Annotated in this window: 24 protein-coding genes, 2 tRNA genes and 1 pseudogene (1 of these 27 running past the window's edge); 15 read left to right on the forward strand and 12 right to left on the reverse strand. The window is 40.8% G+C overall.

Going from position 1 to position 26,735, the window contains the following annotated elements; translation table 11 throughout:
- Window positions 1–187 precede the first annotated feature (187 nt).
- Window positions 188–1,147 (reverse strand): arsenic resistance protein, encoded by a 960-nt coding sequence (locus tag ACSQ6I_RS02050; RefSeq protein ID WP_438888613.1) that lies wholly within the window; start codon window positions 1,145–1,147, stop codon window positions 188–190.
- A 48-nt stretch (window positions 1,148–1,195) separates the two neighbouring features.
- Window positions 1,196–2,503: a glutamate-5-semialdehyde dehydrogenase gene (locus tag ACSQ6I_RS02055; protein WP_438888615.1), complete on the reverse strand. Its 1,308-nt coding sequence runs from the start codon at window positions 2,501–2,503 to the stop codon at window positions 1,196–1,198.
- A 152-nt stretch (window positions 2,504–2,655) separates the two neighbouring features.
- Between ACSQ6I_RS02055 and ACSQ6I_RS02060 the strand changes: the two genes are divergently transcribed.
- The gene (locus ACSQ6I_RS02060) at window positions 2,656–4,209 is read left to right on the forward strand and encodes a cation:proton antiporter (RefSeq protein ID WP_438888617.1); all 1,554 of its coding nucleotides are present in this window, start codon (window positions 2,656–2,658) and stop codon (window positions 4,207–4,209) included.
- Between the two features lie 20 nt (window positions 4,210–4,229).
- Here ACSQ6I_RS02060 and ACSQ6I_RS02065 read toward each other — a convergent pair whose 3' ends face one another.
- Window positions 4,230–4,793 carry a DUF3124 domain-containing protein gene (locus ACSQ6I_RS02065; protein WP_438888618.1) on the reverse strand — a complete coding sequence of 188 codons (564 nt, stop codon included), beginning with the start codon at window positions 4,791–4,793 and terminating at the stop codon, window positions 4,230–4,232.
- A gap of 67 nt (window positions 4,794–4,860) precedes the next feature.
- A complete protein-coding gene (locus tag ACSQ6I_RS02070; RefSeq protein ID WP_438888619.1) occupies window positions 4,861–5,544 on the reverse strand; it encodes a potassium channel family protein in 684 nt (227 codons plus the stop codon).
- A gap of 185 nt (window positions 5,545–5,729) precedes the next feature.
- Between ACSQ6I_RS02070 and ACSQ6I_RS02075 the strand changes: the two genes are divergently transcribed.
- From ACSQ6I_RS02075 to ACSQ6I_RS02085, 3 genes are all read left to right on the forward strand, one after another.
- Window positions 5,730–7,724 carry a M48 family metalloprotease gene (locus ACSQ6I_RS02075; RefSeq protein WP_438888620.1) on the forward strand — a complete coding sequence of 665 codons (1,995 nt, stop codon included), beginning with the start codon at window positions 5,730–5,732 and terminating at the stop codon, window positions 7,722–7,724.
- Window positions 7,725–7,920: 196 nt separating this feature from the next.
- On the forward strand, window positions 7,921–9,285 hold the full coding sequence (locus tag ACSQ6I_RS02080; RefSeq protein WP_438888622.1) for a CHAT domain-containing protein: 1,365 nt from the start codon (window positions 7,921–7,923) through the stop codon (window positions 9,283–9,285).
- A 92-nt stretch (window positions 9,286–9,377) separates the two neighbouring features.
- Window positions 9,378–10,523: a transporter substrate-binding domain-containing protein gene (locus ACSQ6I_RS02085; RefSeq protein WP_438888623.1), complete on the forward strand. Its 1,146-nt coding sequence runs from the start codon at window positions 9,378–9,380 to the stop codon at window positions 10,521–10,523.
- 42 nt (window positions 10,524–10,565) lie between these two features.
- Here ACSQ6I_RS02085 and mazG read toward each other — a convergent pair whose 3' ends face one another.
- A complete protein-coding gene (gene mazG, locus ACSQ6I_RS02090) occupies window positions 10,566–11,369 on the reverse strand; it encodes a nucleoside triphosphate pyrophosphohydrolase (RefSeq protein ID WP_438888624.1) in 804 nt (267 codons plus the stop codon).
- Window positions 11,370–11,392: 23 nt separating this feature from the next.
- A complete protein-coding gene (locus tag ACSQ6I_RS02095) occupies window positions 11,393–11,992 on the reverse strand; it encodes a metal-binding protein (RefSeq protein WP_438888625.1) in 600 nt (199 codons plus the stop codon).
- Window positions 11,993–12,122: 130 nt separating this feature from the next.
- Here ACSQ6I_RS02095 and ACSQ6I_RS02100 point away from each other — a divergent pair.
- A tRNA-Val gene (locus ACSQ6I_RS02100) sits at window positions 12,123–12,195 on the forward strand.
- A 278-nt stretch (window positions 12,196–12,473) separates the two neighbouring features.
- On the opposite strand, the gene ACSQ6I_RS02105 is transcribed toward ACSQ6I_RS02100, so the two are convergent.
- Window positions 12,474–13,145, reverse strand: a complete 672-nt coding sequence (locus ACSQ6I_RS02105) for a pentapeptide repeat-containing protein (protein ID WP_438888626.1) — start codon at window positions 13,143–13,145, stop codon at window positions 12,474–12,476.
- Window positions 13,146–13,291: 146 nt separating this feature from the next.
- Window positions 13,292–13,489, reverse strand: a complete 198-nt coding sequence (locus ACSQ6I_RS02110) for a hypothetical protein (protein WP_438888627.1) — start codon at window positions 13,487–13,489, stop codon at window positions 13,292–13,294.
- 682 nt (window positions 13,490–14,171) lie between these two features.
- Here ACSQ6I_RS02110 and ACSQ6I_RS02115 point away from each other — a divergent pair.
- The 7 genes and pseudogenes from ACSQ6I_RS02115 (at window position 14,172) to ACSQ6I_RS02145 (ending at window position 21,837) form a co-directional block, all read left to right on the forward strand.
- Window positions 14,172–15,269, forward strand: a complete 1,098-nt coding sequence (locus ACSQ6I_RS02115) for a tocopherol cyclase family protein (RefSeq protein ID WP_438888628.1) — start codon at window positions 14,172–14,174, stop codon at window positions 15,267–15,269.
- 33 nt (window positions 15,270–15,302) lie between these two features.
- A tRNA-Arg gene (locus tag ACSQ6I_RS02120) sits at window positions 15,303–15,376 on the forward strand.
- A 521-nt stretch (window positions 15,377–15,897) separates the two neighbouring features.
- Window positions 15,898–16,461: a YdcF family protein gene (locus ACSQ6I_RS02125; RefSeq protein ID WP_438888629.1), complete on the forward strand. Its 564-nt coding sequence runs from the start codon at window positions 15,898–15,900 to the stop codon at window positions 16,459–16,461.
- Window positions 16,462–16,609: 148 nt separating this feature from the next.
- Entirely contained in the window at window positions 16,610–17,773 is a 1,164-nt protein-coding gene (locus tag ACSQ6I_RS02130; protein ID WP_438888631.1) for a GuaB3 family IMP dehydrogenase-related protein, read from the forward strand.
- 299 nt (window positions 17,774–18,072) lie between these two features.
- Window positions 18,073–18,417 (forward strand): annotated as a pseudogene (trxA, locus tag ACSQ6I_RS02135) (thioredoxin); the annotation flags it as partial.
- A 385-nt stretch (window positions 18,418–18,802) separates the two neighbouring features.
- On the forward strand, window positions 18,803–19,873 hold the full coding sequence (locus ACSQ6I_RS02140; RefSeq protein WP_438888632.1) for an LOG family protein: 1,071 nt from the start codon (window positions 18,803–18,805) through the stop codon (window positions 19,871–19,873).
- A gap of 641 nt (window positions 19,874–20,514) precedes the next feature.
- The gene (locus ACSQ6I_RS02145) at window positions 20,515–21,837 is read left to right on the forward strand and encodes a D-alanyl-D-alanine carboxypeptidase (protein ID WP_438888633.1); all 1,323 of its coding nucleotides are present in this window, start codon (window positions 20,515–20,517) and stop codon (window positions 21,835–21,837) included.
- 275 nt (window positions 21,838–22,112) lie between these two features.
- Here ACSQ6I_RS02145 and ACSQ6I_RS02150 read toward each other — a convergent pair whose 3' ends face one another.
- Window positions 22,113–23,471, reverse strand: a complete 1,359-nt coding sequence (locus tag ACSQ6I_RS02150) for a DUF3370 domain-containing protein (protein ID WP_438888634.1) — start codon at window positions 23,469–23,471, stop codon at window positions 22,113–22,115.
- Window positions 23,472–23,510: 39 nt separating this feature from the next.
- A complete protein-coding gene (locus tag ACSQ6I_RS02155) occupies window positions 23,511–24,071 on the reverse strand; it encodes a pyroglutamyl-peptidase I family protein (protein ID WP_438888635.1) in 561 nt (186 codons plus the stop codon).
- 68 nt (window positions 24,072–24,139) lie between these two features.
- Between ACSQ6I_RS02155 and hisH the strand changes: the two genes are divergently transcribed.
- Together hisH and rsmD are read left to right on the forward strand one after the other, a co-directional pair.
- Window positions 24,140–24,775, forward strand: a complete 636-nt coding sequence (gene hisH / locus ACSQ6I_RS02160) for an imidazole glycerol phosphate synthase subunit HisH (protein WP_438888636.1) — start codon at window positions 24,140–24,142, stop codon at window positions 24,773–24,775.
- A gap of 76 nt (window positions 24,776–24,851) precedes the next feature.
- On the forward strand, window positions 24,852–25,397 hold the full coding sequence (gene rsmD / locus ACSQ6I_RS02165) for a 16S rRNA (guanine(966)-N(2))-methyltransferase RsmD (protein WP_438888637.1): 546 nt from the start codon (window positions 24,852–24,854) through the stop codon (window positions 25,395–25,397).
- Between the two features lie 99 nt (window positions 25,398–25,496).
- Here rsmD and petG read toward each other — a convergent pair whose 3' ends face one another.
- On the reverse strand, window positions 25,497–25,610 hold the full coding sequence (gene petG, locus ACSQ6I_RS02170; RefSeq protein WP_015217268.1) for a cytochrome b6-f complex subunit V: 114 nt from the start codon (window positions 25,608–25,610) through the stop codon (window positions 25,497–25,499).
- Between the two features lie 210 nt (window positions 25,611–25,820).
- Here petG and ACSQ6I_RS02175 point away from each other — a divergent pair, with 210 nt between their 5' ends.
- Window positions 25,821–26,195, forward strand: a complete 375-nt coding sequence (locus ACSQ6I_RS02175) for a c-type cytochrome (RefSeq protein ID WP_438888638.1) — start codon at window positions 25,821–25,823, stop codon at window positions 26,193–26,195.
- Between the two features lie 290 nt (window positions 26,196–26,485).
- On the opposite strand, the gene ACSQ6I_RS02180 is transcribed toward ACSQ6I_RS02175, so the two are convergent.
- On the reverse strand, window positions 26,486–26,735 hold the 3' portion of the coding sequence (locus ACSQ6I_RS02180; RefSeq protein ID WP_438888639.1) for a tetratricopeptide repeat protein. The gene runs 221 nt beyond the window's last position; only the last 250 of its 471 coding nucleotides appear in the window; its start codon lies off the right edge, out of view — the gene reads right to left on this strand; its stop codon occupies window positions 26,486–26,488.

Here is a 26,735-nt window from a genome sequence, read left to right on the forward strand (position 1 = left end):
AAAACTACTTGGTTTCAAAGTAGACGTGGTTTATAGCGGTTCTCGGTTGAGTGAGATACAAGAACCCCACCCCCAACCCCCTCCTCCTTCGGATTCACCAGTCGCCTACGGTGGGAAACCCGCCTACAGCGCTGGTTCATCGCAAGCGATGAGGGGGCTATGATGTATTTCATTGAAGTGCATACCGCTATATATGTATATCACTTTGACGACGTAGCCGCAGCAACGATTGGGAAACTAGAACCATAATGGGGAGTTCAATCAAAGGACCAATTACTAAAGCTAGGGCAATTAAGGGACGTTCCCTAAAACTAGAAGTAGCGATCGCTAATGCAATGGGTGAATTGCGGGCAAGGGTGGTGCAGTTAAAGCAAGCAACTTCTTCGTAGCTAAATTTAGCTAGATGCCCAATTAACTGCCCTAACCAGAAGTTAACACCAAAGAAAATTAATACAGGCATCAGCATTTTCAGCAGTAAATCTGGTCTTTGAATCAGAATTTGCCCTTGAGAGGCAAACATCGCTGCGATCGCTATAGCAAGAAATACAGTTTGATTTGCACCTATCTTGAGAATAATTTTCCGCCAAATATGATTTGCCCGTTGAACTAACCTTTGAGAAATCAAAGCTAAAAGTAAGGGAAAAACTAAAACTAATACCACACTTTCTAGTAAAAAAACTGCATTAATATTAACCAGTGTCCCAGCAAATATTATTAGGTAAATCGGCAAGAGAATGACTTGTAAAAGTAGGTTTAAAGGCAGCAAAGCAGTAGCGAGAGTGACATCTCCTTTAGCGATACTTGTGAAAATAATATACCAATCTGTACAGGGCGTAACCATTAACATAATGAGTCCTACCCAGAGATCGGGATTATCTCTCAAAAAAATTGCTCCCAGTCCCCAGGCAAATAGAGGAGTCCACAGAAAGTTGATTCCTAGACTCAATCCCGTTACTTTATAGTTTTGAAACGCGTTACCTAAGTGATGTAGAGGAATATTGAGAAATACTCCATAAAGCATCACCATTAAAGAAGGGACAATCAAATAAACGGCATTTTCAGAGAACCAACTAATTTGTCCCAACCCTAATCCAATAAAAATAGCACCAATAACTAACAAAGATTGGAATTTTTCAGTCCACTTCAAGTTAAACACCTCCATGTAGGGACTGCCAAACTTCTAAATTCTGCTGTATTATTCCAAATCTCTATGAGTAAATGATTTAGCATTTGCACCCGTGTAACTATCCACAATGTGTCCATTACCAGACATTTGATATTTATATGTTATCAAACCTTCTAAACCAACCGGTCCGCGAGGTGGCATTTGTTGAGTGCTAATTCCCACTTCTGCGCCAAAACCATAACGGAAACCATCTGCAAAACGAGTTGAACAATTGTGATAAACTCCCGCTGCATTTACTAAGGCTTGGAATGTTTCTGCTGCTGTTATATCTTCGGTAACAATTGCTTCTGTGTGACGAGAACCATAATTATCAATATGAGTTATGGCATCTTCTAAAGAATCGACAATTTTAATTGATAAAATCAAATCGCTGTATTCTGTTTCCCAATCGGTGGTTGTTGCAATAGAAATATTAGGTAAAATTTTCAAAGTGCGTTCATCACCTCTTAATTCTACATTTTGTGCTGCTAAAGCTTCCGCAACTTGAGGGAGAAATTCTGAAGCAATGCTGTTGTGAACTAATAAAGTTTCAATGGCATTACAAGCAGCGGGATATTGAGTTTTAGAATCAACAGTAATATTAATTGCTTTATTAATATCAGCAGCTTGATCTACATAAAGATGACAAATTCCATCTGCATGACCAAGTACAGGAATGCGGGTATTTTCTTGGACAAATCTAACGAAAGAATTAGAACCCCTGGGAATAATTAAATCTACATATTTATCTAATTTTAAAAGTTCTAATATTTCTTCTCTGGTTGTTAGCAATTGCACGGCATCGGGATTAACAGCAGTGTGAGATAAACCTTGTTTAATAGCTTTAACAATTGCTTCACAAGAACGCAATGCTTCTTTGCCACCTTTGAGAATTACACCGTTACCTGATTTGATCGCTAAAGAAACAATTTGAATTGCGGCTTCGGGACGGGCTTCAAAAATAATTCCTAACACACCCAAAGGACAAGTAATGCGTTTAAGAATTAAGCCAGAATCAATTTCGCGGTGAATTTGCACCTTACCTACAGGATCTTCTAACTTACCAACATCTCGCACTCCAGCGATCGCATCTCGTAACTTATGTTTATCCAACTGCAACCGTTTATAAAGGGGTTTAGCGATTCCTTCGGCTACAGCAGCTTGACAATCAGCCACATTAGCTGACAGTATTTCTTCCCTAGCTGATTCTAAAGCCAGAGCGATCGCATCAATAGCCTGATTTTTATCCTCAGTCGAAAGCATTCCCAGCTTACTAGCAGCTAAACGGGTTTCTTGGGCAATCTGAATTAAAGGAGAAGCACTCTGCACAGTAGTCATAACAAAAATAAAGCTAATTATAATAACCAAATATTAACCAATTTTTGCACAGATGTGGTAATCATAGCTAATTTGTCGGACATGATATTTAGTGCCAATCACCGCTTTAGCAACGTCTATCAACAAAACTTAAATAAATTCTCAGTATCTAAATGAATATTACCGAATTAGTCAAGATTTCAATTATTCTCCTGCTTGTTGCCACAGGTGTAGCTTTAGTATCTCGTCAGTTGCGAGTCCCTTATGTCACGGGTTTAGTCTTGGCAGGTTTGCCAATCACTGAACTATTATCTCGTCCCATAGGCTTAGATCCTGCCTTAGTTTTGAATCTTTTCCTACCAATTCTCATCTTTGACGCTGGTATCAATACCGATATCAGCCGTCTACGCAGCACGTTTAAACCAATTGCCCTTCTGGCAGGGCCAGGGGCTGTGCTTTCCAGCGCTATTATTGCCGTCTTGTTGAAATTTGGACTGGGACTGACTTGGATACCTGCTCTCTTTGTAGGGGTAATTCTAGCAAACACTGATACAGTTTCCATGATTGCCGTATTTAAAGAAATACAAGTACCTTCACGGCTTTCTGCGATCGTTGAAGGAGAAACCCTATTTAACGATGCCGCTGCCCTAGTTTCATTCAATCTAATTTTGCAAGTATATTCCACAGGTTCACTGACCTTACTAGAAGGAATCCAACAAGTACTATTTATCTCTGTAGGGGGCTGCCTAGTGGGCTTAGTCTTAGGCTACTTGAGCATACCTATATTTTCCCGTTTAGATGATCCTCTAGGCAGTCTCTTACTAACGGTTGCAGTTGCATTAGGAACCTTTCAAGTTGGACAATCTCTGGGTGTATCAGGCGCTGTTGCCGTAGTTGTAGCTGGATTAATTTTCGGCAATTTTGGACTGTCTCGCAATACTTCCGCTTCCAGTCGCATTACCTTATTTAGTTTTTGGGAATATGCCAGTTTTACTGTCAACACCTTTATTTTTCTCCTAATTGGTGTAGAAATAAACCTAGTCACACTCTGGAAGACTTTACCTGCTATTCTACTAGCTGTTTTAGCTTATCAAGCTGGAAGAATTCTCACAGTCTATCCATTACTAACAGCAATTCGTTGGTTTGACCGCCCAATTCCTCTGCGCTGGCAACATTTACTCTTTTTAGGTAACATCAAGGGTTCACTTTCAATGGCTCTGGTGTTGAGCTTACCCAGTACCCTGCCAGGTCGAGAATTTCTGATTACTTTAGTCTTTGGTTGTGTGTTGGTGTCATTAGTAGGGCAGGGTTTAAGTTTGCCTGGGCTAGTAAAACGCTTAAAATTATCTAAATTTTCAGAGGCACAGCACCAAGTTGAAGAAATGCAAGCTCAACTGATGACAGGTAAAGCTGCACAAGATGAATTAGATAGCTTGTTGAAATCTGGGGTATTACCAAAATCCCTCTATGAAGAGATGCGTTCAGCTTATCAGGTGCGAATCGCGGCAGCAGAAAAGGCATTGCGGGAATTTTATAATCGCCGTCCAGACGAGTTAGGAGCGAAAAGAGATGATAGCAGTAAATTAGAAGCTATTCGCCGTCGTTTACTACTTGCAGAAAAAGGAGCGCTCAACGAAGCAATACGAAAGCGAATTCTTGCCGAAGATATTGCGCGGGGGCGGATACAAACTATTGATGAACAGTTACTCCAACTGGATGATGATTAATTAATAGCAATTCAAGACCATTATTTTGGCAATGAGTCTTTGTCGCTATTTTGACTTTTAATGACCTTACCCGAACTGGTAAAAGAAATTCCTTGCTGAAAGTCAGTACCAATCATGATTGCCTCTACTATCGGTTCAGATATTTCTGTTGAGGCTACCCACTCGACAATAAAGTTTGCGCCTAAACCGCCACTGGTGTTATTTCTATTAATAAAAAAATCTGTTGAAGCCAGTGCATCAAGTTTAATTGGTTGCTCTAAATAGTTCTTAACTAATTTCCCATCTGAATCATAATAGCGCACAGAAGTAATGATCAGCGGATTTGCCAAATCTGTATTGCGAATACTGAGCGTAGCCGCTAAATTAAAAATCTCCTGTCGATTGTGATGATAAATATGAGAATAGACAGGAACATAAATTGTTTGACCCATTGCTATCTTGAAGTTTTTATCTAAAGTCACTATCTTTTGAGATGAGATTGCCTGAGTAGTATGAGTTTGTGACTTAGATGAAATCTCTGTTGATTTACAAGACGCAAGCAAAATTACTGTGACTACTAAATAAATATGTGGATAAAACTTCATTAAAACTAGAGAAATCCTATTTGAGTTTTCAACAAATTATATAGATATTTTACTGCTTTATTACCCATTACCTGTTCTCACAACCTTCGATAAAATCAATAACTTGGTGTACACACCCTGGCTTGGTGACAATCAGTATGGTTGAACCCGGTTCTAGCACTGTACTACCATTAGGAATCATTAAATCCTCATGAGGAAGGGGTTGGTAGCCAATAATTAGTGAGCCAGTGGGAAACCGAGAATCTTGAGCAATTTCAGCAACGCTACGATTTACTACATAACAATTTGTGGGAATAGAAAGTTTTAAAACCTCAATTTGCCCCTGGTCAAAATGCATCATTGATTCCACTTGCGGATACTCAATGGCATTCACCATTGTTGAAACCGCTAATTCCACAGTACTGATAATATGGTTGGCTCCTACTATACGAAGCGGTTCGGCAAAATCGGGATGACGCATTCGACTCAAAATATGGGGAACACCGTAGTGCTTGGCCAGAGTTACCAGCGCCAAGTTCAATGCATCACTTCTGAGGACAGCTGCTAAGGAATTGGCTTTACGAATTCCTGCTTCTAACAACACTTCTGTACTCACAGCACTGCCTTCAAAAGCCATCACTCCTACTTGTTCACGGGCGTAGCGGCAAGCGGTAGAGTCAATATCAATGATGGCTACAGTATGCCCTAGTTCTACTAATTTTTGAGCTAAAGACAGCCCTACTAAGCCCGCTCCACCAATTAGCACGTACATAGTTGCTCCTGATACTCAAAAACGTTCTACTTTACTTTATAGGTTGGTAAAGCAATAAAGGGTAGGATATCCAAAAAAATCTGACTACTACTTCTTTAACTTTTGCGACATTAAGATGACGAATACGGGATCTATTGAGTATTCATGGAATAAAATATCACCCTTTCTATCAGGGATATCATAAAATGTCATTGCAATCAGGGTTAGATGCCTTTCAACAAGGGCAATATCAAGAAGCAGTTTATCTTCTAGAGGAATTTTCCCAAAACTCCCTAGAACTCAACTCTCCAGATTATCTGACAGCCCAAATGTGGCTGATGAAAGCTTATCAAAAAACAGGTGATACAGAACAAGCGACAATTCTGTGGCAAAAGTTAATCAACAGTGATAACCCACAGGTACGAGAATGGGCAGAACAAGACCGACCATTTTTCTCCTCAGTCACTCAGCCTAGTTTCCAAAAAGCGGGACGTGCAGCAGCCGTGGGAGTGAACTTGGCAATGGGAGGAGTAGGTGGGAGTTTAGCCCTAGCATCTGGTGTCACCATAGCCTTGTTATTTGGGATGGTGTTTGTTTTAGGTTTAAGCCTAGTATTGATTGCCAGCAGTAGTGATCCTGTAACTGGACTAGCGATCGCGATCGCTATTACCTTAATATTCAATCTAGCTGCCTTTTTCTTTTCTCCCTTCCTCATGGACTTAAGCCAAAACTGGCTTTACAAGACTCGTTGGGTAAACTTAGCAGAAATCGAAAACCTCAGCCCAGAAACAGGAAAAATTATTCGCCAAGTCTGTCAGCAAAAAAACATCACCACCCCCCGACTGGGAATCATCGACGACCAAAACCCCACCGCTTTTACCTACGGTTCCTTACCTAACAGCGCCCGGTTAGTCGTCAGCCAAGGACTTTTCACCTACTTAGACGATGATGAAGTTGCTACCGTCTACGCCCACGAACTAGGGCATATAGTCCACTGGGACTTTGCCGTCATGACCGTAGCTTCCACCTTAGTCCAGATTTGCTACCTAGTTTACAGCACCGCCCGCAGATTTACCCGTGGTGGTGGCGACAACAAAATCAAAGATGCTTTAGAAACTGCTGGTTTCGTTGCTTACATCTTTTATGTTATCGGTACTTACCTGCTGTTATATCTTTCTCGCACCAGAGAATATTTTGCAGACCACTTTGCAGCCGAAACCACAGGGAACCCCAACGGACTCTCCCGCGCCTTAGTCAAAATTGCCTATGGCATCGTAGAAGAAGGTTCACGCGCCCAAGAACCCAGCCGTTTAATTGAAGGAACTCGTGCTTTAGGCATCTATGACCACAAAGCCGCAACCACAACCGGTACAGCTTACCGCATCTCCTCCGACCCGCAAAAAATTGGTCGTGTCTTTTTATGGGATATGTTTAACCCTTGGGGTTGGTGGATGGAATTAAACTCAACTCATCCCCTCACAGGTAAACGAGTCCGCGCCCTTAGCACCTATGCAGAACAACTGGGTTTACCCACAGAGTTTGACATGGGAAAAGTCATGGGTGAAGGTAAAACCCTGAATAAGAAAAAGCTTTATGGCAACTTCTTCTTAGATGTTGTCTTATATGGTGCAGAAGCGATCGGTTTATTTCTTGGCTTATTTATCGGCGTGTTACTTTGGTCAGCTTCAACCACCTCCAACCCAGGTTTAATGCTAGGTGCGCCATTTATTGGTTTAGGAATCGGCATATTAATCAAAGCCTTTGTCATGTTCCCCGACTACATGAAAGCACCAACAACAGATATTCTCACCTTAATGTCAGACCCCTATGCAAGTCCTTTGCGTGGACAACCTGCCAAATTACAAGGGGAATTAATCGGTCGTGGTGACTCTGGTTATAAATTTGGTTCTGACTTGAAACTCCAAGACCCCAGCGGAATGCTTTATTTACATTACGCCTCACGTTTTGGCCCCATTGGTAACTTTCTCTTTGGAATGAAGCGGGTAGAAACCTTGATTGGTCAACAAGTCGGAACTATTGGTTGGTTCCGTCGGGGAGTTATGCCTTGGATGGATTTAATCCAACTAGAAGGCGAAAACGGCACAATTGTCAACAGTTATCATCGCTTCTGGTCATTTATACTTAGTGGCGGATCTATTATCCTAGGAGTAGTGTTGATTGTGCTTTTCAGCAGCAACTAATTTGCTGTCAAAGCATTTTTGATTCATCCAAGCTGTGTTTTTTTATATTCCCTGCAACTACTGTAGGGATTTTTCTTAATACTCCCTTCTTTCTTCTCCTTTCTTCTCTTCGCGCCCTTCGCGGTTCATTTATATTCTTCTTCCTGGCAGCGAGTAAACATAAAAAACAAATAGCTAAAACCTTTGGAGTCAAGTAATGTTTCCAACTAGATTAAAAAAATGGATTATCTTTCCTCTATTACTAATAGTAGTATTTTTAAGTACAATTACCTTGAGCCTAATTCTCCAACATCAACCTGCGATCGCTGTTAAAGAACAAGACTGGGATAGATTTCTCAAAACCAAAGACTTTACCACGGCAGTCAATGAAGTTGAAAAACATTGGGAAAGAGATTATGAAGAGTATTTTAACCAAAATCTCGGCGATTTTTCACTCAGGGCTGAAGACATAGCAAAAACTCTTTCTAATCTATCTCAGCAAACTGCCACAAACCCTGCGGTAATCTGGATATGGCCGCGAGATAAACAACTGCAACTAGTAATAATTACTCCCAGTAAAAAGCCAGTAGTTTATAGTATCAAAGATGCTGATAAAAAGACTTTGATTAATCTTGTAAAAAAACTAAAAGTAGAAATCACCAGTCCCAGTAGACGTAGGACTAAATCATATTTAAAGCCAGCACAACAACTATATGAATGGATGGTAAAACCATTAGAAACTACTCTCAAAGCCGAAAAAATAGATACATTACTTTTCTGTTTAGGTGCTGGTTTACGGACTCTACCCTTAGCAGCATTACATGACGGAGAAAGTTTTTTAGTAGAAAAGTTTAGTATTGCTCGGATTCCTGCTTTTAACCTGATAAATACTGACTACAATAAAATTAAAAATGCACAAGTTTTGGCTATGGGTGCGTCCGAATTTTCTCAACTTGAATCTTTACCAGCCGTACCAGTAGAATTGGAGAAAATCACCGAAAAATTGTGGTTAGGCAAAAGATTTATAAATCAACAATTCACAATCAAGAATTTACAAGAACAGAGAAAAAAACAGCCTTTTGGAATTATTCATTTAGCTACCCATGCAGAGTTTAAACCAGGAAAACCTAATCAATCTTATATTCAGTTCTGGGGTAATGAAAGAATAGGAATAGATGAGATTGAAAAATTGAAATTGGGTCAACCACCAGTAGATTTATTAGTTTTGAGTGCTTGTAGAACTGCATTGGGAGATCAAGAAGCAGAATTAGGTTTTGCGGGGTTAACAGTTAAGTCAGGAGTGAGATCAGTGTTAGCAAGTCTTTGGAATGTTAGCGATATGGGAACTTTAGCCTTAATGACTGAATTTTATCAACATTTACAGAAGACACCACTAAAAGCAGAAGCACTCCGACAAGCACAAGTTGCCATGCTAACAGGGAAAGTGAGTTTGCAAATGGGTAAGTTACAAGGATCTAGTCAGGATTTACAACTCCCACCAGAGTTAGCAGAATTGGGAGATGAAACTTTTTCTCACCCTTATTATTGGTCTGCTTTTACAGTTATTGGTAATCCTTGGTAACAAACTGTGTATCAAAAATATAATATTTGCGCTTGGGTAAGCATGATAAATAAATACTATGTTTTATTTTGTTTGACTCAAAGCAAATTTCTATGGTACAAGCCCTTTCTATTCGATTTCGCCAAATCATTACCTACCTTGCCAGAAAGCATTATATCTCCCTAGGATTAATAGGCGGAATGTTAGTATTATTACTGATATCTGCTCCCGGACTTGCCCAAAACCCAGAATCGAAACAACCTTTATTAGTAGCTACAAGAGAAATACCACCCTTTGTATTTTCTAATCAAGGTAAGTTATCAGGATTTAGTATTGATCTTTGGGACAGCATCGCCAAGCAGATGAATGTAGAATCTAAATTTGTTGAATATCCAACTGTAGCAGACTTACTAACTGCCGTTAAAGATAGTAAAGCCGACTTAGGAATTTCCGCCATTTCCATTACAGCCCAACGTCAGGAGAATTTTGATTTTTCCTTACCCATGCTTGCCGCAGGACTTCAGATTTTAGTACCCAAGCAAGTAACAAGCGGTAATTCCTTCGCCAATATTTGGCACTTATTTTTCTCAGCGGGCTTGTTGCAAGTAATTGGCGTAGCCTTGATACTAGTGATAGTTGCAGCCCATATAATTTGGTTATCTGAACGCCGTCACCCAGATGGGATAATTCCCAAATCATACTTTCCTGGTATTTTCAAAGCTTGTTGGTGGGCAGCTGCCACATTAGGGGCGCAAGTTGACGAAATGCCCAAAGGCGCTATCGGCAGAATTTTAGCTATTATCTGGATGTTTATCGCTATTATTTTCGTTGCTTATTTTACAGCTAGTGCCACGACAGAGCTAACAGTACAGCAACTTCAAGGTGATATTAGAAGTATAGATGATCTCCCAGGTAAAGTAGTAGCAACAACCTCTGGCAGTACGGCAGCAGCATACCTGCGAGAAAAAAAAATTTCCGTTTCAGAATTCCCTAAAATTGAACAAGCTTATGATGCGCTATTAACCAAAAAAGTAGCTGCTATTGTATTTGATGCTCCCGTACTCCTATTTTATGCAGCCAATGAAGGCAAAGGTAAGGTAGAAGTTGTTGGTAGTATTTTCCGGGAAGAAAACTACGGTATAGTTCTACCTAACGAAAGTCCCTATAGGAAAATAATCAACAGAGCTTTACTCAATTTGCGAGAAGATGGCACTTATCAAGCCTTGTATGAAAAGTGGTTTGATACAAACAAATCTTAAAGTAATTTGTAATAATGCATCCGGCAGGCTACGCCAAAGTAATTACCCCTGAGCAAGTTTAGCCTTTGCCTGTTGCCAAAGTGCATCTAACTCTTCCAAACTATAATCTGTCAGAGGACGATCAATAACGTCCTCCATTTTTTGCAAACGCTGGATAAATCGCTGACTTGTACCTTGCAAACCTGCACTAGGATCAAGATTATGCCATCTAGCAACTTGAATTATTGCAAATAGTAAATCACCCAATTCTGATTCTTGTCTTTCTTTGGTTTCTTCAGCTAAAGCCTGTTGAAATTCTCCTAACTCTTCGTGAAACTTTCCCCAAACTTCATCAACATTATTCCATTCAAAGCCCACATCAGCAGCTTTTTCAGATATCTTCATCGCTGCATTTAATGGGGGAAGACTACGCCGATAACGACTAAGTTTATCACTCAGTTTTTGCGCTGCTGGTGTTTCTCCCTTTTCTGCTGCTTTGATAGTTTCCCAATTTTGACGCACCTCATCAATATTTTGTACCGTCACATCACCAAAAACATGAGGATGACGACGAATTAACTTTTGAGAAATACCCTCAGCGACTTCTTGTAGAGAAAAATCACCGACTTCACTAGCAATTTGAGCTTGTAATACCACCTGTAATAATAAATCACCTAACTCTTCTGCGATCGCTTTTTTATCCCCAGTTTGAATCGCATCAACCACTTCATAAGCCTCTTCAATCACATAGGGAGTAAGGCTTTGGGGCGTTTGTGCCAAATCCCAAGGACAACCTCCAGGCGATCGCAACTTCGCCACCACATCAATCAACTCCTGCAAAGCCACCAAAACCTGATTACCTTCCATAAAACCTCCACGTACCTCTGCGTTTACCTCTGCGTACCTCTGCGTTTTTTAACCGCCTTTACACCCCGCGTCGGTTTACGCTTCTTCATTTTGCCATTAGGAAGTAACCCTTGCATCCCCTGCTTTTGAAACCGCTTATAAGCCGAATTACTCCAATCGCTCAGAGAATGACTCATAGCCCCCAACTCAAACCCCACAAACAGAGCAAAAAATTCCCCATAATAGAGAAAGAGCGATCGCCCCACACCCCTCCAAAGATCCCCCCAATTCAACGCCACATTAGCTAATTTATCGAAAACTACCAACACCAAAATTCCGACAACAGCTAAAAAACTCGTCAGATACACCACCCGCAAAGTCGTGCCAATAATCGGCCCATGTGATAAAAAAGACCGATGACGCAGACTTTTTTGATAAGGTAGCCAAATCCAACGCAGAAAACCCCAGCGCTGAAACTGACGCGAATAAATATCTAAGTCGGGGCCAAACATCAACCCCCCAAACATAAACCCACCCGCCACCAACAAAGTCACATTACTGCTGCGAGTCGAAACCAAAGTCACACCAGCCACAAATGGCAAAGACCAGATAGTAATGCGATCGTGCGTCTGACCAGAGGGCATTTTTTAAGATAGAGTGCGGTTAGCTCGGCATTTAGCCCGTACTGAGTCAGTATAGTGCATAGACAAAAAAAATTTCAAAATACTTGCAAAATTTTCAAACCCTGTGCTATATTAAATAAGTGACAAAAACGGGCGGTTAGCTCAGTTGGTAGAGCGCCTGCCTTACAAGCAGGATGTCATCAGTTCGAGTCTGGTACTGCCCATTACCCGTTTGCCTTGCTGCATTTATTTTTTTGAGTGCGATCGCTATGCTCGCATCGGCCATCGCTCTAAGAATTTATTTTAGTCGTCTTTAGACGACTTTTGCTATTAGGCTTAGAATTGATTCTGATGCGGTTGTTGAGAATCAAATAGCCTTGGATATTGATGATGTGGAAATATTTTTATGGTTAATTATAGTTGATTAATGTTGGGTTATGCCTCCGGCACACTTCGTGAACGTTCCTCAACCCAACCTACAAGGAATTGCGATTCCACTACGCTATCTTCTTGGGGTTTCATTCCGAATAGTACCATCTGGCATGATGGTATTAATGAAAGTAACTCCCTCCAGCTTGGCACCTTCCAAATTAACCCCAGTCAAGTTAGCATCTTTGATGTAGGTACGCTCCAAAATAGCGTTGCTCAAGTTAGCTCCAGTCAAGTCAATACTCATCAAATCGGTAGCGTGCAAATCGGCACCACTCAAATCAACACCTCTCAAATCCCCACTCAAACCACATCTACCCAAATCGGCAGATATCAAGTTAACACCACTCAGGTTGGCACCACCAAGTTGGGAGAAGGACAAATTGGCACCACTCAGATTAGCACCGCTCAGGTTGGCTCTATCCAAAGAAACCCTGTTTACATGGGCATTACTGAGATTAGCCCTACTCAAATTAGCATCTCTCATGAACTGCTCGCTCAGGTAAGCACCACTCAAATTGGCATCACTCAAGTTGATACCATTCATCTCGCCAGCGTATCTGAGGTCAGCATTACTCAAATTAATCCCACTCAAATTAGCTCCGTTCAAAAGACTACCAGCCCCCATAGCCCAAACGGGGTCTTGTCCTACATAAGAGACATGCAACTCAATCCAAGGGAAATCTCGTTCCCCAGCAGCATATCGGCGCAGCAACTCTTCAACCTCTATGACTTTTCTTTCCATACCTCATCCTCAACATCAACCAATACCATCAACTCTACCGCTAAAACCCTCTGGTCTACCCTCTTCGACCCCACCAACCCCTTCAACCTAACCCTGCAAATCACCGACCTCCCCACAGGACAACTAGCCGAAGCTCAAATCACCGCCTACGACCCCCAAGGTCGCCCCAACAGTGGCACAATCCTCATCCACCATGATGCCAAGCCAACGGAATCGGCTGGTTCATAGACCCCACCCCCAACGACAACAGCGAATACACCACCACCCTCACCGACACCGCATTTACAAGTTAACAACGCTGCACCCATAATCACCAACATCTCCGGTAATAGAGAACTCCACAAAAAGAAATGCCCAATGTCATTCTGTTCGCGCAGCGTGCCGGAGGCATTACGAAACGAAGTGTAGTGTTCGCGTAGCGTTCTGAAGGAAAGAATCTCTTGAGATGCTATAGCAATCCGGCACGTTAACGCGAACCTTTCGCTACACTCAGCATGACAAAACAGGATCATTTATTTTGTGGCTTACTCTTACCCACTCAAAACAGAAACCACTGCTAGTCACGACAGATAAAAGTCAGCAACTTACAGCGGTTTCTTTGTAGGAAGATAATTCAATAAAATGGGAAAATCCGAATTAACTACATCAACTAAGGTGGACAACATTCGCAATCTACTAATCAGAATTGTGCATCCTTTATTCCAACTAGGCAGGCATTTCTGGTTGTGCGTTCAAAGACCTCCAATAACAACTTGATGAGATTAAGGCGAAAACACATTCACAGGAAGCAACAACCTAAACAGAGATTGCGAGGACATTAGAGCAGAAGGCACAGGCTCTAAGTCAGCCGGGTTGGTTTAAACTTTTAACCTTTCTGTACCCTGCTCTTAATCTATCATGAGTTTTTTTATCTGTGGAGTATATTTACTAAACTTGAAATTCATTAATCTATCGCAACAATTCTGGAATCTTCCTGAAGATTATTGCGATCGCATATCCTGAAAAATAGGCACAATAAAAGCATCTATGCTAAGTATTCCCAAAAACTTCCTCAACTCAACTCAGACACCACACAGCGGCTACCATTGGGACGGTACAAACCGCCGCTTCTTTGAAGGCTGGTATTATCGCGTCACATTGCCCGAAATTCGGCAAACATTCGCCTTCATGTACTCCATCGAAGATCCAACTGGTGGGAAGCCTTACAGTGGCGGTGCAGCCCAAATCCTGGGCATAAATGATGAATACCTCTGTCGTACCTTTCCTGATGTCAACAAATTTTGGGCTAGTCGGGATGTCTTAGCTTTAGGACATTGGGGAAAAACAAATGTTCAGGTTTCTCCCTTATATCTCCTCCCCACAGAATTTGAGCATCATGTCCAAGAAGGCTATCAAGCCACCGCTACCTTAAACCAAGGCATAATTACCGATCCTGCCACAGGTAATTATTGCCGATGGCAATATGAAATTAAACCCATTTATGCTTGGGGTAATCAAAATAGCATTCAGCAATCAACCGCCGGTTGGCTATCATTTTCGCAGATATTTGAACCAGGATGGCAAATTTTAATGGCTCATGGTTTAGCCACTGGTTTGATAGACTGGAATGGCAAAATTTACGAATTTACCAACGCGCCAGCTTACAGTGAGAAAAATTGGGGTGGTGCTTTTCCACAAAAATGGTTTTGGCTCAATTGTAATTATTTTGACAACGAGCCTGATTTGGCATTAACAGCCGGTGGTGGAAAACGTGGTGTCTTGTGGTGGATGGAATCTGTTGCCATGATTGGTATACACTACCAAGGCAAGTTTTATGAATTCGTTCCCTGGAACTCACAAGTAAACTGGGAAATTCAGCCTTGGGGAAAATGGCAAATGCGAGCCAAAAATTCTAACTTTGAGGTTGAATTGACAGGAATTACTGATTTACCAGGTACACCCCTACGCGCACCCACAACAGATGGTTTAACATTTTGTTGTCGAGACACCATGCAAGGAAAATTAGATTTAGAATTGCGTGAACTCACTGGCGGCAAATCTAAAATTATTCTCAAGGCACAAAGTCATCTTTGTGGTTTAGAAATAGGTGGAGACGGTTGGGAGAATATTTGGCAATCTTTGTAAAACTACTGCTATAATTGTAAATGCTTCACAGTTGGGGTTGTAGCTCAGTTGGATAGAGCGGACGCCTCCTAAGCGTCAGGTCGTGCGTTCAAGTCGCACCAGTCCCGTATACATAATAGTTAGAACCATAACTACTGAAAAAATGCTTATTTTTTCGCTGGCATTCTTGTGAAGTTTTGCTAAATACGTAAATTTAGCAGGACAGAGAATGCTTCCGGATCATATAAATTAGGTAATGAATATGTCATTTATTGGATAGTTCAATTGCTACTTTTTACAAGTAGTAATTTATACTGGTAAATAAAAGATTCAAAGAATATGAAAACAATAATATTAACTACTTCATAAATTATTAGCGGTTACATCACAGAAGGTGACAAAAATGATCCTGTTTAATCTCATTGTCTAAAAACAATTTAATAAATAAATGGGTTTTAACCCCTATGATGAGTTGTCCGATCTAGGTTAGGATAATTCATCGAAGAGAGTAATCAGGACTATATCGTGATTCAATCCTTCTCAACATAAAAATACTCCAAACCCTGATTTGGGTAAATTTTACCTAAGTCTTTTATCCTACATAATTTTTAGAAAAAATTCTGGTCTTTGCAGACACACCTAGAGAGTCTTGAATAAGCTACTGTTTACGGGTCAGTCTTTACGGCTTATATCTTTTATCTTGCCAATTGTGGTGTGGTGGGGATACAAGGAAGTACAAAACCGGATTGTACATCCACAAGCCATGTTAGTTTTGGGCGGTTCTACTAGACGTTTAGAAAGGGAGAAATTTACAGCGGATTTTGCAAAGGATCACCCAAATATACCAATATGGATTACTGGAGGTAGTCCACCTAGATATACAAAACAAGTATTTGCTAAAGCAGGCGTTGATCCCCGGCGTTTACACTTGGATTATGAAGCTGTAGATACAGTTACTAATTTTACTACGTTGGTAGATGAATTGCAAGCTCGTGGCATTAAAAGCGTTTATTTAATTACTTCCGATTTTCATATGCGTCGTGCTTGTGTCATCGGTGAGATTGTTTTGGGGAGTCGGGGTATTGAGTTCAAATCTATATCAGTTCCCTCTGAAACATCGCCGGAACCTATTGAAAAATCTATCCGTGATGGAGTTAGAGCCATCTTGTGGGTAGCAACTGGTTACACAGGTGCTGAACAAGGTAAAAAATAGACAATAATTCTTCAGGGGGCAGGGGAGGGAATTTGTTGACCAATGCCCAATGCCCAATGCCAAATTCCCAGTCTCCTAGAAAAAAATCCCTGCCAACATCCCCACAATTTGATACCCTAGCTTAAACAGATTTGAGAAAAGTGAAAGCGTGGAAATTCAACTTGGGCGGGGAAAAATAGCTCGTAGAGCATACGGAATTGATGAAATTGCTCTAGTCCCTGGTAACAGAACACTCGATCCGAGTTTGGCAGATACTAGCTGGCGTATTGGCAATATTGAGCGAGAAATCCCTATTATTGCCAGTGCAATGGATGGTGTTGTCGATGTAGAGATGGCTGTGCGTTTGTCCCAGCTAGGGGCTTTGGGCGTGATTAATTTAGAGGGTGTCCAAACTCGCTATGCAGACCCAGAACCGATTCTAGATCGGATTGCGTCTGTGGGGAAAGATGAATTTGTGTCCCTCATGCAAGAACTCTATGCCGAACCAATAAAGCCGGAATTAATTGAAAAACGTATTCAGGAAATTAAACAACAAGGTGGCATTGCGGCAGTGAGTGCTACTCCAGCTGGTGCTAGTAAATTTGGTGAGGTGGTGGCCAAAGCTGGGGCTGATTTATTTTTTATCCAAGCGACAGTCGTTTCTACAGACCATTTGTCACCAGAGTCCATCATACCGCTTGATTTAGCAGAATTTTGCCGCTCTATGCCCATTCCTGTGGCGCTAGGCAATTGTGTCACCTATGAAGTGACTTTGGATTTGATGAAAGCCGGAGCCGCAGCGGTATTGGTAGGAATTGGGCCTGGTGCTGCTTGTACTTCTCGTGGGGTGTTGGGTGTGGGTGTACCTCAAGCAACAGCGATCGCAGATTGTGCCGCAGCACGAGATGATTATTATCGGGAAACTGGTAAGTATATCCCAGTCATTGCCGACGGCGGTTTAATTACAGGTGGAGACATTTGTAAGTGTATCGCTTGCGGTGCTGATGGTGTCATGATTGGTTCTCCCTTTGCTAGAGCGGCTGAAGCCCCTGGACGGGGTTATCACTGGGGTATGGCAACTCCTAGCCCAGTATTGCCTCGTGGTACTCGCATTCGCGTTGGTACGACAGGCACTCTCAAGCAAATACTCACAGGTCCGGCTGGACTAGATGACGGTACTCATAATCTTTTAGGAGCCTTAAAAACTAGTATGGGTACATTAGGAGCCAAAAATATTCAAGAAATGCAACAAGTTGAAGTTGTCATTGCTCCTTCCCTGCTAACTGAAGGCAAAGTCTACCAAAAAGCTCAACAATTGGGCATGGGTAAATAAAGCTACTGGGGAGTACCGGGTGCTGAGTCCTGAGTACTGAGTCGTGGGTTCTCCTCCTGCCTCCTGCTTCTGATGCCTCCAAGAAATTTTTCCAGTACCTTAAACAATCACGGGAAAAATCTCATCTGTCGCCTACAATAGAGATAGCGGAGACGCATGTTTCCGTTCACTCCTCACACCACACTCCGCCCGGACTACTGTTCGGGCGGTTCCTTATCTAGCTTCTTTGCAAATGTACATTCTTTACTCCCAAGCAGATGTTTTTGCTATGGTAGAATTTTCACGAAACTCAGAAATATAATAGTCAAAGGTTTTTAGGAATGTCAGCAGCCGCTAGTGTTACGGATGATAATTTTGATCAAGACGTACTCCAAAGTGATGTACCCGTTTTAGTTGACTTTTGGGCCCCTTGGTGCGGACCTTGCCGCATGGTAGCTCCTGTTGTTGAGGAAATCGCCGCTCAGTACGAAGGTCAACTAAAAGTAGTGAAAGTCAACACGGATGAAAATCCCCAAGTTGCTGGTCGGTATGGTATCCGCAGCATTCCCACATTAATGATTTTTAAAGGTGGACAAAAAGTGGATATGGTTGTAGGTGCTGTGCCTAAAACCACATTAGCTACCACCCTGGAAAAGTATCTTTGAACATCAACAAGTTACAAAATTCTCTTGAGTTGTCCATTGACTCTAGTTTTAGTTTAAAAGTGCTGAGTGTTGAGTACTATTAGCCGCACCAGGGCTTTGACCCTGTGCAATTAATTCTACTTTTTTACTTAGCACTTGTTACTCAGCAATGTTTTTGTGAATATTTGTCAACTATTTAAGTTAAGAGGCGCAAACTTTGCATCTCTGAAAAACTTTTTCCACAAAAGTGGTATGTTGGACAGCTACCAAGGATGTATCTTTTCCAGAGGATACATCCCTGTTTTGTATTTGCTTATTCAAGAATTTACACAGGAGAGCGTCAATGTATTGATAAATGACAGACAAAATTTAGATAAAATATAATGCCATTGTTATGGCAGTTCTCATGAATTCATCTGCATCGTTTGAAATATTAGAATCTCTCCAAGCCGATATTGTTGAATTAATAGATCGTTTACCGACTTTAAAACATCGGCAATTTATCCAGCAAGCACTTGCTACTATAGTGCGTCTGGCTGATGATGAAATTGATCGTCTTGATTGGAAAATATTATCTGCTGCTTTAGCAGATATGGAAGGAGGTTTCCAACTCTTTTATGGTTATCGACACGTTCGCAAAGTTACTATCTTTGGTTCTGCTCGTTTAGCGCCAGAAACACCTGAATACCAGATGGCAGTGGAATTTGCCCGTGCTGTTTCTCAATTGGGCTTTATGGTGATGACAGGCGGTGGTGGTGGTATTATGCAAGCTGGTCAGGAAGGAGCGGGAAGAGACAATTCTTTTGGCTTAAATATTCAATTGCCTTTTGAACAACAGGCAAACCCTTTTATTGAGGGTGATCCTAAACTGATTCACTTCAAGTATTTCTTTACCCGCAAGCTGTTTCTACTCAAAGAAAGTGATGCTGTAGCCTTGTTTCCTGGTGGGTTTGGTACTCAAGATGAAGCTTTTGAATGTATAACATTAAGCCAAACAGGTAAATTTGGACCAGTCCCAGTAGTTTTAATTGATCCTCCTGGTGGTGATTATTGGCGCTCTTGGAGTGAATATATCAATCATCAATTGGTGGCAAAAGGTCTTGTTAGTCCAGATGATCCTAGTCTGTACACGATTACAGATAATTTGGAAGTTGCTTGCAATGCTATTACTCATTTTTACCAGGTTTATCACTCTAGCCGTTATGTAGGTGAGCAGTTGGTAATTCGTCTCAAACAAGATTTATCACCTACTGAGGTAGAAAAACTGAATGATAATTTCAGTGATATTCTTGTCAAAGGCAAAATTGAAAAAAGTCAGATATTACCTCAAGAAGGTCAAGATGAAACTTCTGAGCTACCCCGTTTAGTTTTATACTTCAATCAGCGAGATTTGGGACGTTTATATCAAATGATTGGGGTAATTAATGAAATGTGTACTCCTTCTCCTGAGGAAGCTGCACATCCAGAAAGGAAGTAGGCTCTATTACAAGGAGTTAGAAGGGAAGAAAGCTTGTTTGATTTAAAACAAGTGAACCTTGTTAAACTGGATAGTTATTTTTGCTGTGCTGCACTAGGGTAAGATTTTTAATTTGTACGCTATCAATTTATTATGTTAGCAAATTGTACTCTTCTCAATACCTTTTAATTTCCAATTTAGGCTGTTTTCAAATATAGCTAAAAATAATTGTCATCGTCTACAAGAAAAATTATTCTCCAACAGATGGAGAGTATTATTTTTAGATTTGATTTGTCACTGCACTCAAAGAATTTTCAAAGTAATAAACCTAGAAATTTTTTGTTAATTTAACTCTAATTTTTAGATGGAGTAATTATCCAATCAATGTGATACATCCTACTTCTAAATGTGCAGAACACTAGTTATTATGACTCAATGCTGATTAGCGTAAATAAAGCTTGTATAGTTAAGCTGTCGATAATTGAGTTTTCCTAATGGAAAGCATTACAAACGATAAAAAATGCGGTTTTTAAGGCGCGATAGCGTACTCTACGAGAAGCAAGCTGCGCTCCGCGTGTGCCTTGCACTCAGCGCGACCTAGAAATCGCCCCACACACTAAAAAACAATATCAGATATCTGAACAAAGATAGAGGAATTAAATATGCTGGAATTATTAGGTTCAGGTTTGGTTTCACTTTGGCTCGATATGGCTGGGGTCAAGATCAAGCCTTTAGATGCTTTAGATGCATTGGCTTGGCAAAGTAGTCCGGGCTTTGTCATTGCCCCTGATCCCAACCCAGCGGGAGCTATGACTGTACAAGAATATCTCAAAGATCTGATTACCTCCAAAGTAGTAACCCAGAATCTGATCAAGCACCAAGGAATTTGGTTACAGTCTGGACCTATGCTTATGGCTAATCACCAAGGTACAATCCCTTTGCCCGCAGCATCTTTAACCAAGGTAGCAACTTCATTAGCGGCTTTTAAAACTTGGGGTCCAGACCATCAATTTGAAACTTTGGTTAGCACTACAGGCTCAATTGTTAATGGGGTTGTTCAGGGTGATTTGGTGATTACTGGTAGTGGTGATCCGATGTTTGTTGGTGAGGAAGCGATCGCTCTTGGTAATGCTCTCAACAAAATCGGCATCAAGCAGGTAAAGGGCAATTTGGTAATTACTGGCAATTTCGCCATGAATTTTCAACGCAATCCCCTCTTAGCTGGTCAATTACTCAAACAAGCACTAGATCATAAAACGTGGAATCGTGCTGCGATTTACCAATACTCAATCATGCCCAAGGGAACACCCAAACCCCAAATTGTCATTGCTGGTACAGTTAAAGTAGCACCGCAGCCTAACCCTAAACAAACCTTACTGGTACGTCATCTTTCTTTACCCTTAAAGGAACTAATTAAGGAGATGAATATTTACAGTAATAATGACATGGCAGAAATGTTAGCCGAGTCGGTGGGCGGAGCAAATGTAGTCAAAGCTACTGCTGCTAACCTGGCTAGGGTTCCCCAGTCGGAAATTCAATTAATTAATGGTTCTGGACTGGGACGAGAAAATCGTATTTCGCCTAGAGCAGTATGTGCAATGTTCATGGCGCTACAAAACGAAGCTTCTGCCCATCATCTGACCTTAGGTGATTTGTTTCCTATGTCTGGGTTAGATCACCGGGGAACAATGCACTCTAGACATATGCCGGCTGCAACTGTGATGAAAACTGGAACTCTCAGTGATGTTAGTGCTTTAGCCGGAGTTGTGCCTACACGCGATCGCGGTTTAGTCTGGTTTGCTATCATCAATCGCGGTAATAATGTGTCAAGTTTCCGTACTGAACAAGATAAACTTTTGCAACATCTGGTAAAACAATTGCAAGTATCAGCTGGTGTTCCTACTGTACTTACTCCTCACTCGGCTACACAGTCATTACCAAAATTAGGTGCAGTTCAGAGAAATGAAATTTTATATAGAAGCTAGTGATTGGTGATTGATAACGGGGAAAAAGATACATCAGGAGTCAGAATTTATTTTTTTTCCCCAATGTGAGTAAAGAAAAAAAGAGACAAGCTTTGGAAGACGAGAGAATTCGTAATTGTGTTGAGGGAAAGTTCAGACAAGAGTTCTTGAGGTGCTAATCAAAAACCCACCACTAGCTCTTGAGGAGCGATCGCATCGAGATTAGTTACATATGCGATCGCTTTTTTGTTTATTTCAGGTTGTGGAGACTGTTAGCTTAGGTTACAAATTATCAATTATTTTTGAGTTGAAACGGTTAAAACTTGTGGTGGTGAAGCATCTGGTGGATAAAGAAAGTCTACCTCTACTACAGAAGAATCACCTGCTTTCATATTTAATGAAACCAACGGTTCTCCTGCTTGTCCTCTAGTTTGGACTAAATGTACAAACTCAGTTTTTCGCTTACCTTGTTCATCTTGATAACGTACCCGCACTGTTCCCCGGAAGAAAACTTGCCGCGCTGGAGTCGTAAAAAAGCGTAGTCCTGATTTTGTTAACTGATCTTCCTTCAGTGGAGTTTGCAGAGATATACTTACTTTTTGTTGAGTTTGAGTATTGTTGCGTAGAGGCAACTTGAGATTATATTCAATTCCATAATTACCATGAGCGCGATAGGCTGTATCAGGATAACGAACTGACATAGGTGCGCTTTGAATTTGACCAGTACCAAAAGTACCACCATGCAATGTACTTAACGCATAGGAAAAAGCTTGGCCAGATTGGGGAATTGTTAAATATTTAGCTGTAGGATTATCTACTAAGAGCGATCGCCATTTAGAACCACTCGCTACACCTGCTACCCTACCATAAATCCTCGGCTTGCCAGTTTCTTCCAAGGCAGTTGGGGTTTTATCTCTAGGTGTAGATAATTCACCGTTATCTAATATATTTTGCCACTCTGCCAAATTTGGCGCACGTTCACTACCATCAGCATTTATAGGTGCAAACATAGCTAAACTAGCTGCGTAAACTGTACCATTACTCCACAAACGCATAAATGTAGATCGACCATTGATTGGTGGTGTCAATTCTGCCACGGGAATTGGTAGATTTAATAACATCTGAGTTTTCCCTGGTGGAATGACAATTTGAGCCGGAAAAATTGCTTGTCTTCTTCCTCTCAACACATCAGACATCACCCGACTACCAGGACCTGCAAAAACTGTACCCGAATTATTGGGAATAAAAGAATCTAACTGAATAAAAGGTGCATCTGGTTGACTTAAATAACTTGCTCCCTGCAATATACTGACTTTCACCTCTTTAGAGCCAGGGTTATGCAACATTATTCCCAGGTAAAGAGAACGTAAATTCTCTGGTGGTTCTGCTTTAGCAACATGATGAGCAAAAATATCAAACCGTCCTCGAAACGGAAAATTTAAATGTGCCGTTGGTACTTTTTTCCCATTTACTGGAAAGGTAGAAAGTAAAATTCCTTCTTTTAACACCAATTCTGGACTATTGCTATTAAATACTGGCACATTATCTAACTGTCCTGGCAAAGGACGGACTTCTTGTGGTTGTACCACTTCTTCCAGTGGTGGTGTAGCAGGAGTTGCTTGAGCGAGGGTCAAACCGAATAATAGTGGCAACATAATACAGAATAAAATTTTTCTTAAGAGACGCTGATAACCTTATACAAGTGCCAGTTTGTTAAGAATTAAAACAAAGTTAGCAATCATGCTGTGCAAATTTTCTTGATTCAAAATCGGCACATGAACAAAGATGCAAGGAATCGGGAGTTGAGATTGACTCAGATAGTCCAACACTGAATAATAAAGTGATTCACAGACGAACTTACCACAGTCGTAGCTAATCTCAACTTCTGTTCCGTCTACTAATTGTTCAACATTAACAGTAGTTTGCAAAGTTGTTTGCCAAAAACTTTCTGCACAATCTAGAGATGAGATACCCGTAGACTGTAAAGATAAGATACGAGCCAAGACTTCGATACTTAATTGTTTACGACTTGCTGCCATGCCACAACAGATAACGTAATCAGGTTTGAGTTCATTGATTTTGGCAATGACGCGAGAACTGGCAACCTGAACATCTACAGGTAGTCGTCGCAAAAAATTTAAATCATGGGAGACACAAGCCATTTTGGCTAGTTCGAGTAACAAATCATCAGAAGAATTAGACTGTTGTTCACTCAGCCAAGTGTCAAAAGAAGTTAATAGTATTTTTTTCTGCATAATAAATATTATTTAGAATTAGAATATAAATAAATGCCCTCCCTAATAAATTTACAAGGAGCAGGTAAATGCCAGTGATTGCAGTCGTAGATTACGATATGGGAAATTTGCACTCAGTTTGCAAAGGTTTAGAAAAAGCTGGGGCAACTCCTAAAGTAACTTATTCTGCCAAGGAGTTAGAACAAGCAGATGCAATAGTTTTGCCAGGAGTGGGAGCATTTGATCCTGCGGTGCAACACCTGCGCTCTCGTGGTTTAGAACAACCTATTAAAGATGTAATCGCATCTGGTAAACCTTTCTTAGGTATTTGTCTAGGACTGCAAATTCTGTTTGAATCCAGTGATGAAGGTACTCAACCCGGACTAGGAATTGTGCGCGGAAAAGTTCGCCGATTTCGCTCAGAAGCAGGTATTGCTATTCCCCATATGGGTTGGAATCAACTGCAACTTACTCAGTCTAAAAGTATTTTGTGGGAGCATTTACCTTCCCAACCTTGGGTTTATTTTGTTCATTCCTACTATGTTGACCCGATTGAACCACAAGTTAGAGCAGCAACAGTTACTCATGGTAGTCAAACTATCACAGCTGCGATCGCTCATGAAAACCTCATGGCAGTCCAATTTCACCCCGAAAAATCCTCTAATATAGGATTGCAAGTTTTATCTAATTTTGTGGCTCAAGTCCGCGAAAAAATTCCGGCTTAATGAAAATTTACAATTTTGTTGTTTGTCTAAATTCAGAAACAATGACTAATGACCACTGACTAATGACCAATAAATAATGAGTCTGAGAATTTACGGGAATCGGCTGCTAAAAACTTTGCCAGGACAAGAAACCAGACCTACCAGTGCGCGAGTACGGGAGGCAGTTTTTAATATTTGGCAAGGAAAAATTGATGAATGTTGCTGGTTGGATTTGTGCGCCGGTAGTGGTTCAATGGGCGCAGAAGCTTTATGTAGAGGAGCCAGCTTAGTAACAGGAATTGAGCAATCTAGTCGAGCTTGTACGATTATTCAACAAAATTGGCAGCAAGTAGCTCATAACGAGCAAAAATTTCAAATATTGCGAGGAAATATCCTCCAACAGTTAAAAAAATTATCAGGTCAAAGATTTGACAGAATATATTTTGATCCACCTTATGCCAGTGGACTATATGAACCTGTGTTAAGAGCGATCGCTGATTATCAACTTTTAGATCCTCACGGAGAAATAGCAGTAGAACATAAACCCAGAAATTTTACACCCCCACAAATCCTTAATTGGGAAATCTGCCACCAAAAAGTTTATGGAAACACAGCATTAACTTTCTACAGTACCGTGGCATGAGAGCAAGTCGAGTAGTGAGGAGAGAAATATGTTGATTCAGATCAAATTTTCTCCTATTCCCCACCACTGAGGACTCAGCACTCAGCACTCAGGACTTAATCACCCTCCCAGCTCGTTAGGACGCTTATATTGCTTATAGGCAGCGTAAAATAGTCCGCTAAGGGTAACGAAAATCAGACCGAGTACAATACCTGATAGCAGGGGTTCAACCACTGTAAATCTCCTCTTTGCAATTATTCAACATTTCAGTTCCTGTTTTTGATTTTACCAAATCTGGCATCAATCCATTGCCATATAATATTTTTAGAATATAAATCTAGATAAAAATTTTTATTTGTGCTTGCAGACACAATCAAGAACTTTTAAGCTATGTGTAGGAAATGATAAAGTTTCTTGTACACCTAGAATGTAAAAGCAAACCTTTTGGATAACCAGCTTACCAAACCTGAAACGTTAATTCAATGGATCGCTTTATCGGCTTTGGCCATACTCATAGCAATCCCTTTGACACTTCTTGGTGTTCACATAGTTCAAGGCTCCGATCCCTACATCAAGAGTGTTGTATCACTAACAGGAAATCCAGTACAGGGAAAGGCCATCTTTCAAATTAACTGTGCTGGGTGTCACGGGTTAGCAGCAGATGGACTAGTAGGACCCAGCTTACAAGCCGTCTCCAAGCGTAAATCTCGATATGGGTTGATTCACCAAGTGATTAGTGGTGACACACCTCCCATGCCAAAATTTCAGCCCAGCGTCCAAGAAATGGCAGACCTTTTGAGTTACTTGGAAAATCTTTGAATGTTGGTAAATATTAACTACTATAACCAGAAGACCGCCCTATCACCACCACTAGTACAGTATGGCGTAAATAAAGCTCCTTTAATAAGGTTACAAAGCTTTTTCACTAGATAGTTATTTTCGCCATACTTTACTAGTCCTCAAAGTCTGTAATTTCTAAGTTGTAATTTTACATTTTGTCCAATTTTTTAACGCCAAGAAGCGCAGAGGTTCGCACAAAAAAAATTATAAGCGTCCCTTTGCATCTTCGTTATAATTTAATTTGCTTTGTTAAATTCTCTTTCTTATGTTTAACTGAGTTTGAGTGTACATTCGAGAATCAATTTTTGATTAACTAACGAATAAGGCTGAATTTTCAATGCTTGTTGAAAAGCTTGGATAGCTTCACTATACTTTCCCTGTGCTGCATAACATAAACCCATGCCATGAAATGCGCCAAAATGTACTGGATTTAGTTGGACAACCATCTGACAGTCCACTAGAGATTTCTGATAATTGCCTATACTGTAATATAAAAAAGCTCGTCTATTCCAAGCTTCA

The sequence above is a fragment of the Anabaena sp. WFMT genome, from assembly GCF_051781005.1.
Classification (GTDB): Bacteria; Cyanobacteriota; Cyanobacteriia; order Cyanobacteriales; family Nostocaceae; genus Anabaena.